Origin of the sequence: Microbacterium pullorum (assembly GCF_014836535.1) — a bacterium.
Classification (GTDB): domain Bacteria; phylum Actinomycetota; class Actinomycetes; order Actinomycetales; family Microbacteriaceae; genus Microbacterium; species Microbacterium pullorum.
This window is the reverse complement of the sequence record NZ_JACSQP010000012.1, coordinates 1-14,141: the sequence shown is the minus strand read 5'-3', so window position 1 is coordinate 14,141 and position 14,141 is coordinate 1. Positions and strand designations below refer to the sequence as shown.

The following is a 14,141-nucleotide window of genomic DNA, read 5'->3' as shown; positions in this document are numbered from 1 at the left end:
TTGCGCATCATCAATAACGTCACAGACCTCCTCGGAGACGATTTGAAGGCCGAGATCACCCCGGGCTCCAAAGTCCGTATCGCTGCATCGACATTCTCGATCTTCGCGTTCGAGGCGCTCCGTAAGGAGCTGGAGCAGGTTTCTGAGCTGGAGTTCATTTTTACGACGCCAGCGTTCGTTACGGAGAAGATGACGGACAAGCTCCGCAAGGAGCGCCGCGAGTTCTTCATCCCCGGTGCGCACGCCGAGTCGAGCCTGTCTGGGTCGGAGTTTGAGATTAGGTTGCGCAACCAACTCACCCAGCGCGCAGTGGCGAAGGAATGTGCCGACTGGGTACGCCGCAAGGTCACGTTCCGCTCGAACGCAACCAGCAACCCGATGCAGCAGTTCGCAGTCGTTGGCGACAGCGCTGCCTACACGTCTCTGCAAGGCTTCACCACGGCCGACCTTGGCTACGAGCGGGGCAACGCGGTATCGAACATGGTGCAACGCGTTGATGAGGCTCCGATGACGTCTCAGTACCTCCAGCTGTTTGACCAAATCTGGCACAATCCCGATCAGCTGGACGATGTCACTCAAACGGTCCATGACCACATTGCCAGCGTCTATGCGGAAAATGCCCCAGCACGCATCTACTTCCTAGTCCTTTACAACCTGTTTGCGGAGTTTTTGGACGACATCAACGAAGATGTCCTGCCGAACGATCGCACTGGCTATCAAGATACGAAGGTTTGGCAGAGCCTCTACAATTTCCAGCGCGATGCGGCAACCGGGATCATCAACAAGCTGGAGACCTACAACGGCTGCATCCTCGCCGACAGCGTCGGTCTGGGTAAGACCTTCACGGCGCTGGCGGTGATCAAGTACTACGAGCTGCGCAACAAGTCAGTGCTCGTGCTTGCTCCGAAGAAGCTTTCCGAGAACTGGACAAACTACAACGCAAACCTCACGACGAATATTTTTGCGTCTGATCGGTTTAACTACGACGTTCTCGCCCACACCGACCTCTCCCGCACACGCGGAGAATCGCTCGGCCTGAGACTGGATCGGATCAACTGGGGCAACTACGACTTGGTTGTCATCGATGAGTCGCACAACTTTCGCAACGCCGACTACGCCGAGGAAAAGGAATCTCGCTACCAACGGCTCATGCGGAAAGTTATCCGAGAAGGTGTAAAGACCAAGGTGCTGATGCTCTCGGCAACCCCGGTAAACAACCGCTTCAACGACTTGAAGAACCAGCTCCAACTCGCTTACGAAGGGGAGTCGGAGAACCTCGCCCAGCATCTGAACCTCTCTACCACCGTAGAGAAAGTCTTCAGCGACGCGCAACGGGTATTCAATGAATGGTCCAAACTCGACCCTCAAGATCGCACCACCGATCGCATCCTCAAGATGCTCGACTTCGACTTCTTCGAGTTACTCGACGCGGTGACGATTGCCCGCTCACGCAAGCACATCCAGGCGTTCTATGACACCACTGAGATCGGCGCATTCCCCGAACGCCTCCCACCGCTCTCGATCCGCGCACCGCTCACTGACCTAGCGGATGTGCCGGACTTCAACGAGATCTTCGAGCAACTCCAAGCGCTTACCCTCGCCGTCTACACTCCGATGGCTTACGTATTTCCAAGTCGGATGAGTAAGTACGAGGATCTGTACAACGTCACAACAGGCAGCGCCCGCTCCAACCTTGGCCAAGCCGGGCGCGAGCAAGGCCTGAAGAAGCTCATGACGGTGAACCTTCTCAAACGACTGGAGAGTTCAGTCGAAGCCTTCCGCCTGACCGTAAGCAAGATCGAGGAGTCAGTGGACCGCACATTGCGGCGCCTCGATTCTCACGCAGGAGCGCTCGCTGATCTGAGCGCGGACCTCACGGGACTTGACTTCGATCTCGATGATGAAGACGATGCAAACATCGAGGCCATTTCGTTCGGCGAGAAGATCAAGATCGACCTCGATGACATTGACATCGAGTCCTGGCGGCGGGACCTCTGGAACGATCGTGAGACCCTTCGAGAACTGCTTGATGAGATGCGCAAGGTCGCTCCGGCCCACGACCTGAAGCTCCAGAAAATCAAGCAACTCATCACCGAGAAGGTCGCACATCCGATCAACCCTGGCAACCGCAAGGTGCTGGTCTTTTCGGCGTTCGCTGACACCGCGAACTACCTCTACCGTGAGCTCGCCCCGGTGCTCACCAATGCCGGGCTGGAGACGGCCGTCATTACCGGCGGCAGCCATGGCGCCAAGGCCACGCTCGGTACCGGATTCGACTTCCAGCAGGTCATGGCGATGTTCTCGCCAAAGTCGAAGCAACGGCACCTCACCATGCCGAAAGAGACGCGCGAATTGGACGTCCTCATTGGCACTGATGTCATCAGCGAAGGGCAAAACCTCCAGGACTGCGACTTTCTGATCAACTACGACATCCACTGGAATCCGGTGCGGATCATCCAGCGGTTTGGGCGTATCGACCGCATCGGCTCCACCAATGCTCAGATTCAGCTGGTCAACTTCTGGCCCGACATTTCCCTCGACGAGTACATCAACCTCAAAGAGCGGGTCGAGAACCGCATGGTCATCGCTGACGTGGCGGGTACCGCCGATGACAACGTCCTCAGTCTGGAAAACTCCGATGCGGCGTTCCGCAAAGAACAGCTCCGCAAGCTCCAGGATGAGGTCATTGAGCTTGAAGACGTGCGGACCGGTGTCTCGATCACTGACCTCGGGCTCAATGACTTCCGGATGGATCTGCTGGGCTACATCAAGGACAATGGAGATCTCGCAGACGTACCCAAGGGCCTGCATGCCGTCGTTCCTGCGGACCCTGCGAAGGGCCTGCAGCCGGGGGTGATCTTTGCGCTGCGTAGCGTGAACGCAGAGGATGCTCAGCTCGCCGGGAAGAGTGGTAACCGTGGCAACCGGCTCCACCCGCATTATCTTGTCTACCTGGACGATGAAGGCAACGTCATCGCCGACCACACCGAGGCCAAGCACCTGCTAGACCTGCTCCGCGCCGGATGTCGCCCCTACGACGAGCCACTCTCCGAGGCCGTGCATGTGTTCAACGCAGCTACGCAGGAGGGTGCGCAGATGGGAAAGTACTCCGGGCTCCTGACAGATGCGATTCACTCGATGATCGACGTCACAGAAGAACGCGACATCGACAGCCTCTTCACCGGTGGACAAACCAGCGCGCTGACCCAGACCATCGCAGGGCTCGACGACTTCGAACTGATCGCATTCGTCGCCATTGTGGACCCCCCGTCTTCGCTCCCTGAGCCTGCCGACGAGGGAACCAATGGTTGATTTGCTGTACAAGTGGCCTGTCGCAGCAAAGTTCGGCAGCCGTGTGCCCAAGGAGAAGTTCTACGAGTACGGCAACGTCAGCACCGCTGTGCGCGAGAAGTTTGTGTCCGAGGTCCAGCGCATTACTTGGGCCTACAAGCTTGCCGAATCCACCATCAACCTCCCTGGCAACGCAACTGTGCCCGAGATCCAGGTCTTCCAGATAGACACGAAAACCGGTGAGGTCGCCGATCAGGCGCTGTCTGCGATCGACAAGGCCATCCAGTACCCGATCATCTTCGAGATCACGCGAAGAAGTGCAGGCGAACCGCAAGTCCGGATGGCCGCGGCGCACAAGCAGCTCGGTTCGGGCGCTCCGAAGCTCAGCACCTATTACTCGACCGGTTGGTTGCCTGCGGATGCAGAACGGCAGTCGCTCCCCACAGCAATCGGCTTGCCCACCCTCTACGCGGCGATCCTAGAGCCGTTGACGCCGGTAACGGTACGGCCCGGTGAGGAGATGTCAGCGGTTGCCGACAGGCTGGCAACCGTGCGGAAACTCGAACGCGAGATCACCGCTTTGGAGCGCAAGCTCCGCACCGAGCCGCAGTTCAACCGCAAAATCGAGCTGCGCCGCACCCTCAAAACTAGACAACAAGAACTCGAACAGCAGAGGTAACCCGTGGAAAAACTACGCATGACGTCGCCAGACCTGACAGACGCCAATATCGAGAAGCTTGCCGAGTTGTTCCCGACCGTCGTCACTGAGTCCGTCGACGCCGACGGCAACGTCACGATGGCCGTCGACTTCGATCTGCTGCGCCAAGAGCTCTCCGACCACGTGATCGAAGGATCGCAGGAGCGATATCAACTGGACTGGCCGGGCAAGCGCGCCTCTGCGGTTGAAGCCAATATTCCTATCTCGAAGACCCTCCGTCCAAACGCAGAGGAGTCTGTCGAGTTTGACGCCACTGAGAACCTCTTCATCGAGGGTGACAACCTCGACGCACTGAAGCTAATGCAAGAGTCCTACCTCGGCAAGATCAAGCTTATTTACATCGATCCGCCTTACAACACCGGAAGCGACTTTGTCTACTCCGATTCGTTTTCGCAGACGGTAGATGACTACTTGCGGGAGTCTGGACAGTCAGACGAAATCGGCGCTCGTCTGATCTCCAACGCTGAGACAAATGGTCGATATCATTCGGACTGGTTGAGCATGATGTTTCCTCGGCTCAGACTGGCTAGATCCTTGCTCAGCGACGACGGCGCCATCTTCGTTAGCTGCGATTATCACGAGAGCGCCAATCTACGATCTCTGCTCGATGAGGTGTTTGGTCGCTCAAACTTCATTGCAGAGCTAATCTGGCAGCACAGCGTGCAGCCCAAGGGGTATACCGATACCGTCTCTGTGCACCACAACACGATCCTCGGCTACCGGCGTGGCGAGGCATTTGCGCTGCAGCCGCTCGAACGCACTCCCGAACATAACGTCAACTATCGGAACCGCGATGATGACCCTCGCGGGCCGTGGCGGGCCGGTGACGTTCGAAACGCGCTCTACCGGCCGAATCTTCGCTACCAGCTAGCGACACCGAGCGGAGGGGTCATCGACCCTCCTGAGAATGGTTGGCGCTGGAGCCGCGAAACCATGCAATTGAAGATCGAGACCGGGGAGGTGGTTTTCAACGAGAGCGAGACGTCGATCACACGGAAGATCTATCTCGATACCCTCGAGGGCCGCGCAGTCGAGTCATTGTGGCTCGGCAGCGAAGTCGGTACCACGCGCGAAGCCACCACGGAGGTCAAAAGACTATTTGATGGGAAAGCGGTGTTTGACACACCGAAACCTACGAAGTTGATCGAGCAGTTGCTCTGGATCGCGGGCGTTGGCGAAGGCGATATCGTCATGGATTTCTTCGCAGGGTCAGGCACCACGGCAGACGCGGTCATGCGCGCAAACGCCAAAGACGGCAAGAACCGGTCATGGATTCTCGTCCAGCTGCCGGAAACGCTTCCTCCTACAAGTGAAGCTGCGAAGCAGGGCTTCAGTACCATTGCAGAGCTCGCCCGCGAGAGGGTCCGCCGCGCGAGCAAACGTGCGTCCGAGGAATCCGGTTTGAACAGAGCGCACTTTGACTCAGGTTTTCGCGCTCTGACAGTCGATACCTCGAACATGATTGATGTCTTACGCGCACCAGACGAGACTGGACAACTCGATCTGGCGGAACTCGAGGAAAATATCAAGCCGGGGCGTACTGGTGAGGACCTGCTCTTCCAAGTGCTATTGGACTGGGGGCTCGACTTGTCGATGTCAATAGATCGGGTGTCCATTCACGGCCATGAGGTGTTTCGAGTCGAGGACGGCGCTCTGATCGCTTGCTTTGACGGAGAGGTCAGCCCTGAGCTGGTTCGGGCCATCGCAGATGAAAAGCCAGTTCGCGTTGTGTTCCGGGACTCCGCATTCGGGTCGGATGACGCACGGATCAATGCGGAGCAGGTTTTCCGCGAGGTATCTCCGGCGACCGACGTGAAGGCGATTTGATCGGGATGAAACTACAGTTCAAGGTCCAGCAATACCAGACCAACGCTGTCGACGCGGTTGTCGAGATTTTCGAGGGGCAGCCCAAGCGCGACGGCATCTCCTATCGAATCGACCCAGGCAGAACGACGCCTGTCTCGAACCCGAGGCTGTTCGAGACGAACGATACGCCCGACTCCGGTCTTCGGAACGCCGACATCGCGCTCTCCTCTACCCAGCTGCTGGACAACGTTCGAAAGGTCCAGCGGTCTCGCAATCTGCCGCTTTCGACGACACTTGTCGATAGCAAGGCGGCTCCGGGGGCTCCGAACCTGGACGTGGAGATGGAGACGGGAACCGGGAAAACCTACGTCTATATCAAGACGATTTTAGAGCTGCACAAGCGGTACGGCTGGTCGAAGTACATTATCGTCGTGCCCTCGCTCGCGATCCGTGAGGGCGTCAAGAAGTCGTTCGATGTCACGTCCGAGCATTTCCAGCAGCTTTACGGGACCAAGCCGCGATCGTTCATCTACAACTCCTCGCAACTGCACGAGATCGAGCGTTTCAGCTCCGATGCCGGGGTGCAGGTGATGATCATCAACATTCAGGCTTTTAACGCGACTGGTAAGGACAACCGTCGCATCTACGACGTACTCGATGATTTCCAGTCGCGGCGTCCGATCGACGTGATCGCGGCGAACCGACCTATCGTGATTATTGACGAGCCGCAGAAGATTGGTGCTGCGAAGTCCCTCGATGCGCTCTCGCGATTCCGCGGCCTCATGATGTTGCGCTACTCGGCCACTCACAAGGTAGAGCACACAAAGGTGCACCGCCTCGATGCCTTGGACGCATACAACCAGAGGCTAGTTAAGAAAATTGCGGTGCGAGGCATCACGGTCAAAGGCCTGGCCGGATCTACCGCATACCTGTACCTGGACGCGATCGAGATTGCCAAAGGGACGAAGCCAAGTGCCCGGATCGAAATCGAAGTACAGACCCAGACTGGCATCAAACGTCAGGTCAAGCGCCTCGACGTCGGTGCGAACCTGCACGACGTATCGAACGGCATTGAGGCTTACAAGGGCCTTTTCATCACCGAGATCGACGCGAATCGTGACGTGATCGAGCTGAGCAACGGCGACGTCGTCATCGCCGGGCAGCTCGCCGACCGAGACGCCACGGAGGAGACGAAGCGGCGCATCCAAATTCGCGAAGTCATTCGCGCCCACCTGGATAAGGAGCGTGCGCTGTTCAGCCAGGGCATCAAGGTGCTCTCGCTGTTCTTCATTGACGAGGTCGCCAAATACCGTGACTACGGCCGCGAAGACACCCTCGGCGACTACGCACAAACGTTCGAGGAAGAGTACGCCGCGATCCGCAACGAGGTACTTGGTGAGCTGGCCATCGATAACGCGACTGAAGAGTACCAGCAGTACTTGCGACGCGACGAAGTCCGACGGGTGCATGAGGGGTACTTCTCGATCGACAAGAAATCCAAGCATCAAGTCGACGGCAGTGTCTCCGGCCGTGGCGACGACAAGGGGCAGTCGAACGACATTGATGCGTACGACTTGATCCTGAAGGATAAGGAGCGACTGCTCTCGTTCAGTGAGCCAGTCCGGTTCCTCTTTTCCCACTCGGCGCTGCGCGAGGGCTGGGACAATCCCAATGTGTTCGTCATGGGCATGCTCAAGAAGAGCGACAACACGGTCTCCCGTCGCCAAGAGATCGGCCGCGGCCTGCGTCTCGCCGTCGACCAGCACGGCATACGCATGGACAACCCCGCCACTGTTCATGACATCAACGAGCTGACGGTGGTTACCGACGAGTCATACACCGATTTTGTCGCCGGACTACAGAAGGAGATTTCGGAGTCCCTTGCTGCCCGACCGCGCAAGGCGACCACCGAGTACTTCGTCGGCAAGACTGTTGAGGATGTTCCAACCGGAACCCTTCACACGATCACGCTAGATGAGGCAAAACAACTCCAGCACTGGCTGACGGTTAATGCCTTTATCGACTACGAGCAGCACCTCACTGACAAGTGGTTCGGTCGGGCTGAATTGCCAGAGATGCCCGAGCTGCCAACATCGCTGCAGCCGTACTTTTATCAGGTTGCGGAGCTAGTTGACGCTCTACACGTCGCGGCGCCGGAGATCACTGACGACCGCAAGCCGAAGAAGATCCCGCTCAACGAGGCAAACTTCGCCAAGAAGGAGTTCCAGGCGCTCTGGGGCCGGATCAACCATAAGGCGGTCTACCAGGTCGAGTTCGACTCGGCCGAACTGATCCGCAAGTCCGCAGATCATCTCGATAAGCACTTGAACGTCGCGGCGATGCAGTACGTCGTCCAAGCAGGGCAGCAGCGCGAGAAGTTGGAGGCTGACGACCTCGCGGGCGGCTCAGGGTTCGCGGTGTCGTCCACGCAGACTCACACCGAGACCGTGAGTGCGGGATCGCAAGTGAAGTACGACTTGCTTGGTGAGATCACCGAGAAGACCCAGCTCACCCGTCGTACGGTTGCCGCGATCTTGCGAGGCGTGGCGCCGGGCACGTTCGGGAAGTTCCGGCTCAACCCGGAGCAGTTCATCACCGAGGCTGCGAGGCTGATCAACGAGCAGAAGGCGACCGTCATCGTCGAGCACTTGGCGTACGACGCTCTGGAGGACCGGTTCGACTCGGCAATCTTCACCGAGAATCAAACGGCACAGGACTTCAGTAAGGCGGGTGCCAAGCTCAAGAAGCACATCTATGACTTCGTAGTGACCGACTCGAAGATCGAGCGTGCGTTCGTCACCGAGCTGGACACAAGTACGGAGGTCGCTGTTTACGCGAAGCTCCCGCGTGGATTCTTCATCCCGACTCCGGTGGGTGATTACAACCCCGACTGGGCGATTGCGTTCACAGAGGGCAGCGTCAAACACGTCTACTTCGTTGCTGAAACCAAGGGGTCTCTTTCAACGCTCCAGCTCAAGGGAGTGGAGGACGCCAAGATCGAGTGCGCCCGCAAGTTCTTCGCATCCATTAGTGAGAAGAACGGCCAGGACGTCACCTATGAGGTCGTCACCGACTACACCGAGCTGATGCAGCTCGTTACGGCATAGGTCGATTTGTGGCGCTCTTCTCGGAGAACTTTCAATGGACATCGACCTCGGTCGTATTTGAATCGATCGGTGATGGCGCACGCGACGGCACGGCCGAAGTTGTCGAACGTGGCGGGCGGTGGATCCTCAAATCACCGAGTAGCTTCTCGTATGCGACAGGGCAGCCTGGCATACGAGTCCTCACAGCATCTCTTGACGGGACACCGACGCTCATACGTGGAACAGTCTTCGCGATCGACGGTGACCTAGGGTTGCGAGTCGATGAACTCAGGGTCGGATCAGCTCTGGATGATGCTCAATACACAACTGTGACGGCGACATTCGAGCACCTGGCATCGGTCTCTTCCTGCCGCCACGAGGATGGAGCGGCTCGGAGCCCTGGGCAACCGTTGGTGTTCCCGGCGATTGGCGGAGCGTCGCAAATGGAAGCGACGCTACGCAGTGGAGAGAACTCGATCACGTTAGTTGTGCCGGAGCCGGTTCCGTTGGAGGACTTTGAGACTCAACTCGCCGTCTTTCAGGCGATGCTCACATTCGCGGCTGACCTGCCGTGCGGACAACTCACGCTAGTCGCAACTGACAGGTCCGGGCAGACCGTGAACATCTTTGGGCGAGACAAGTACGCGCCGTTTGAGCGTCCGACGCGCAAGCCGGTTGAATACACGCTGAGATTCGCAGGTGACTGGATTCAACACACGATCGAGCGCTGGTGGGTGGCATACAGCGAATGGAAACCAGTCCTCCAGATCCTCGCGGGGTTGCGGTACCAGCCTGGATATGTCGACGCAGACGTGATCCTCAGCTCCGCGGCAATTGAGTCAGTCGCCACAGCGCTTCAACAACACGAAGCTCCGCGATTAGGTCCCGACGAATCTAGGCCGATTCTCGAAGCTCTGGAATCGTTGACGGGCCTCGACCGAGCGCAGAAGGAGGCGGTGGCGCAGCTCAAGGGCGATCTTGGAAGGACCACATTCCGTTCGAAAGTGGAGCAGCTCATCCGACATGTCGATGACGACGTCTGGCAGCAGGCGCGGGTGTCCATTGAAGAATGGACGAAGCAATTTCTCAAGGCTCGAAATACTATTGCTCACGCGGTTTCGAGCGACATCTGGGAAAATGGCGTCTTGCTGCGCGGTATCCGGGACGCCAACTGGATCGTGCTGACTCTCGTGATTCTGAAGTACTTGGACGTTCCAGACCCGGCAATTGGCCGCGCTGCGGAACGACTCGGCACACGGTACGGCGTTCGCTATCGCGGCATAGATATCTTCACCTGAGATCGCTGACTTCAGCACCACCACGCGTCTTGCAGATCGAGGTTTCGGCAACTCCCGTGTGATTCTGTCTTGTGACTCCTGAAGCTACCGATCCTGCTCGTTCACCTTCTCCTTGATGGAGAGAAGGTGAGCTGCGGTGACGGTGTCGATGCGGGTGATGTCGGCGGGCGACGGCTACAAGTACCTGCTGCGCACAGTGGCCGCCGGTGACGGCGACCGCAACCTGTCGACCCCGTTGACGAGGTACTACAACGCAGACGGCACACCGCCGGGACGATGGATGGGCAGCGGTCTCCCAGGGCTCGGAAGCGGGCAACTCCACGACGGCGATGGAGTCACCGAGGCCCAGCTCCAGCTGTTGATTGGCATGGGGCGTGATCCTGTCACGGGGGAGCCGCGTGGGCGCGCGTACCCGGCTTACAAATCGGCGCCTGAGCGGGTTGGTGAGCGAGTCAGCGCGCTCGATCCCGAGCTGGGTCCTACCGTTCGGGCCCGAGCAGTCGCGGCGATCGAAGCGGAGGAATCCGAGCGTGGCACGCGACGAGCCGTGGCCGGATATGACTTCACCTTCTCCATCCCGAAGTCCGCCTCCGTGCTGTGGGCAGTTGCTGACGCAGGAACGCAATCTCTCATCGTCAACGCACACCATGCGGCGGTTGCAGAGGTGGTTGCGTTCATGGAGCGTGAGGTTGCAGCTACTCGTGCCGGTGCAACCCCTGGGGATGGTGCCGTTGCACAGGTCGACGTGCGCGGGTTGATCGCAACAGCGTATGACCACTACGACTCACGCTCAGGCGACCCCCATCTGCACACGCACGTCGTCATCAGCAACAAGGTGCAGACCGTGCTCGACAACAAGTGGCGAAGCTTGGACGGGCGCCCCCTCCACGCTGCGACGGTGGCGCTCTCCGAGTTCCACGAAGCGGTGTTCGCGGATCACCTCACGCGGCTCTTCGGCGTTGAGTGGGAAACGCGTGATCGCGGCCGGGACCGCAACGCGGCATGGGCCATCGCGAAGGTCCCTGAACAACTTGTGTCCGAGTTCTCGTCGCGTTCGCGGCATATCAATGAGGAGAAGGATCGTCTCATCGCTGCGTACATGGAGAAGCACGGCAGGCAACCCTCCAGCGCGACGATCATCAAATTACGTGCCCAGGCGACACTCGCGACAAGGCCGGAGAAGGAGATTCATTCGCTCGCCGACCTCACCACTCAGTGGAGGCAGCGGGCGGGCAACATCCTTGGTGACGATGCAAGCGGCTGGTCACGTGAGGTCACCGCGAATAGCGCGCCGTTGCTCTTGCGCGCTGATGATGTGCCGCTTGACGTCGTTCGTGGGCTGGGACAGAGCGTTGTGACTGTAGTTGGGGAGAAGCGTTCGACGTGGCGCCGGTGGAATCTCACGGCCGAAGCTGCTCGGCAAACGATGCGGTACCGTTTCGCAAGCACACTCGATCGCGAAGCGATCATCGGCATAGTGGTGGACGCGGCCGAGGCCGTGTCGATTCGGCTCACGCCGCCCGAACTGGCATCCAGCCCTGCGGTCTTTCGCAGGAGCGATGAATCGTCGGTGTTCCGCCCAAAGAACTCCACGGTGTTCTCGTCGGGTGAACTGCTCGATGCCGAGGAGCGCCTGCTTCAACTCGCGCACACAATGACGGGCCCGACCATCTCGTTGGAGACGGTCGAGCGGATCGTGCGAACGCCTGATCGTGAGCGGTTGGTGTTGGGGGAGGACCAAGCGTCTGCGCTGACGAAGATCGCTGTCTCCGGTCGTGTCGTTGATCTGCTCGTCGGCCCGGCTGGCGCCGGGAAAACAACCGCGATGAACGCACTACGCCGGGCATGGGAAAAGGAGCACGGTCAAGGATCTGTCGTCGGGCTTGCGCCCTCCTCGAATGCGGCACATGTGCTCGCCGAGGATCTCGGTATCGCAACCGAGAACACGGCGAAGTGGTGGCAGAATCACCTGCGAGAAGGTGAGACCTTTCAGTCTGGCCAGCTCGTGATCGTTGATGAAGCGTCGCTAGCGGGAACGCTCTCGCTCGACCGGATCACCCAGCTCGCGGGTGAGGTCGGAGCGAAAGTGCTACTCGTCGGCGACTACGCACAGCTCCAGGCCGTCGACGCGGGCGGCGCATTCGGGCTGCTCACGCACGACCGCGATGACGTGCCCGAGCTCGTCGAAGTTCACCGATTCACACACGACTGGGAAAAGCGTGCGTCTCTCGATCTTCGCCACGGTCACACCGAAGTTATCGACACCTACGACGCGCAGAATCGAATCGTGGACGGTGACACCGAAAGCATGATCGATGCTGCCTACACCGCATGGCGCACCGACCACCTCGCGGGGCGCGCAACGATTCTCGTCTCCGACTCCAACGAATCCGTGACCGCGCTCAATAACCGCGCGCGGACCGATCTCATCCTCGACGGAACTGTCCGCGGGGCGCGCGAATCAGAGCTGCACGATGGAACCCATGCGGCGTGCGGTGACATCGTCATCACGCGCCGCAATGATCGCCGCCTGCTGGCAGGGCGAGGCTGGGTGCGCAACGGGGATCGCTGGAACGTCGTCGATGTTCGACGCGATGGATCGATGCTTGTTCGACGGGCTGGAAGTTCCTGGGGGACCAGCGTTCTTCTGCCAGCCGACTATGTAGTTGAGCACCTCGAACTCGGCTACGCCGTGACATCCTTCCGCGCGCAAGGCCTCACCACCGATACTGCCCACGTGCTCGTCGACTCGACCATGACCAGGGAGACTCTCTACGTGGCGATGACGCGGGGACGTGACACCAATATCGCCTACGTTGCCGTCGATACGCCCGACACTTCCCACGATGGCCCGCATCCGGGACAGAACGATGAAGTCACCGGCCGCAGTGTTCTCGGCGGCGTGCTCCAGCACGTCGGCGCGGAACTCTCCGCGCATGAAACGATTGCCGTCGAACAAGAGGTCTGGGGAACGATTGCACAGCTCGCCGCCGAGTACGAGACGGTCGCTGCGGCAGCGCAACGCGACCGGTGGGCCGCCCTGGTTCGGGCATCCGGCCTCACTACTGAAGAAGCGGATGAGGTCATTGGCTCGGATGCGTTCGGCCCTTTGACCGCAGAGCTGCGCCGAGCTGAAGCCAACCATCATGACCTGGCCAACGTGCTCCCGCGTCTTGTCCGTGCACGCGGCTTTGGGGATGCGGACGACATCGCTGCGGTCATTCGTCACCGACTGATAGCGGCGACTGCTCAGCCCGCTGGATCGGGGCGTTCACGGAAAGCGGCCAGGCTCGTTGCAGGGCTGGTGCCCGAAGCGATGGGGTGGGTCGCTGATGACATGCGTCAGGCGCTCGATGAACGTCGTGACCTCATCACGCAGCGGGCCGACGCAGTGCTCGGCGAAGCAATCGCAGATGGTGCGCAATGGATCGCGTCACTCGGTGATGCTCCCGCCGCTGTATCGGGGCGTGAGAAGTGGCAGTTGGCGGCGCGGACGATCGCCGCGTATCGCGACCGATACGCCGTCACGACGCCGAGCCCGCTTGGGTCCCGACCCGAAGCCACCGCGCAGCGAATCGATCACGCGAGGGCCGAGGCAGCGCTCACTGAGATCCGCCGTATGAACGCCGCGGCCAAGGTTGCGCAGTCCCATCGTGGGCCGTCTGAGCGGACTTCGGAGGGGCGGGTGCTCTGACCGCTGCCCAGTCGCGCCGGTACGCGCTCGTACCGTCAACAAGCCGCGCTGAGGAAGATGAGCGACTACAGACCGCGTGAATCGGGTGAGCGACGGTCACACGCTGCAGCGATGCGAAATGCTCGTGCCAGCTCCGGATTATGGTCGTTGCTTTTGTCCTCGTCGGCGAGTTGTCAACGTCGCCTGAATTCTGACCCTTTTTCGTCGTTTGAATCTTGACCCCCCTTGGGTTGTTGTTATTGGTTTCC

General features: G+C 59.5%; 6 protein-coding genes. All 6 read left to right on the top strand.

Annotated features, from left to right (window positions below; all coding sequences use genetic code 11):
* The 6 genes from H9651_RS13795 to mobF all read left to right on the top strand — a co-directional run bounded on the left by H9651_RS13795 (nucleotide 1) and on the right by mobF (nucleotide 13,893).
* Complete coding sequence (locus tag H9651_RS13795; protein ID WP_191719913.1) at nucleotides 1-3,312, top strand: helicase-related protein; 3,312 nt, start codon at nucleotides 1-3, stop codon at nucleotides 3,310-3,312.
* Complete coding sequence (locus H9651_RS13790) at nucleotides 3,305-3,970, top strand: DUF4391 domain-containing protein (RefSeq protein WP_191719912.1); 666 nt, start codon at nucleotides 3,305-3,307, stop codon at nucleotides 3,968-3,970. The genes H9651_RS13795 and H9651_RS13790 overlap by 8 nt, the downstream gene beginning before the upstream one ends.
* A gap of 18 nt (nucleotides 3,971-3,988) precedes the next feature.
* A complete protein-coding gene (locus tag H9651_RS13785; protein WP_191719911.1) occupies nucleotides 3,989-5,836 on the top strand; it encodes a site-specific DNA-methyltransferase in 1,848 nt (615 codons plus the stop codon).
* A gap of 5 nt (nucleotides 5,837-5,841) precedes the next feature.
* Nucleotides 5,842-8,922 (top strand): type III restriction-modification system endonuclease, encoded by a 3,081-nt coding sequence (locus H9651_RS13780; protein WP_191719910.1) that lies wholly within the window; start codon nucleotides 5,842-5,844, stop codon nucleotides 8,920-8,922.
* Nucleotides 8,923-8,930: 8 nt separating this feature from the next.
* Entirely contained in the window at nucleotides 8,931-10,199 is a 1,269-nt protein-coding gene (locus H9651_RS13775) for a hypothetical protein (RefSeq protein WP_191719909.1), read from the top strand.
* A gap of 148 nt (nucleotides 10,200-10,347) precedes the next feature.
* Nucleotides 10,348-13,893, top strand: a complete 3,546-nt coding sequence (gene mobF, locus H9651_RS13770) for a MobF family relaxase (protein ID WP_191719961.1) — start codon at nucleotides 10,348-10,350, stop codon at nucleotides 13,891-13,893.
* Nucleotides 13,894-14,141: the final 248 nt, after the last annotated feature.

Excerpts from the sequence above, each read along its gene's own strand:
- mobF (WP_191719961.1), top strand. The coding sequence starts at position 10,348 with ATGCGGGTGATGTCGGCGGGCGACGGCTACAAGTACCTGCTGCGCACA.
- H9651_RS13780 (WP_191719910.1), top strand. The coding sequence starts at position 5,842 with ATGAAACTACAGTTCAAGGTCCAGCAATACCAGACCAACGCTGTCGAC.
- H9651_RS13790 (WP_191719912.1), top strand. The coding sequence starts at position 3,305 with ATGGTTGATTTGCTGTACAAGTGGCCTGTCGCAGCAAAGTTCGGCAGC.
- H9651_RS13785 (WP_191719911.1), top strand. The coding sequence starts at position 3,989 with ATGACGTCGCCAGACCTGACAGACGCCAATATCGAGAAGCTTGCCGAG.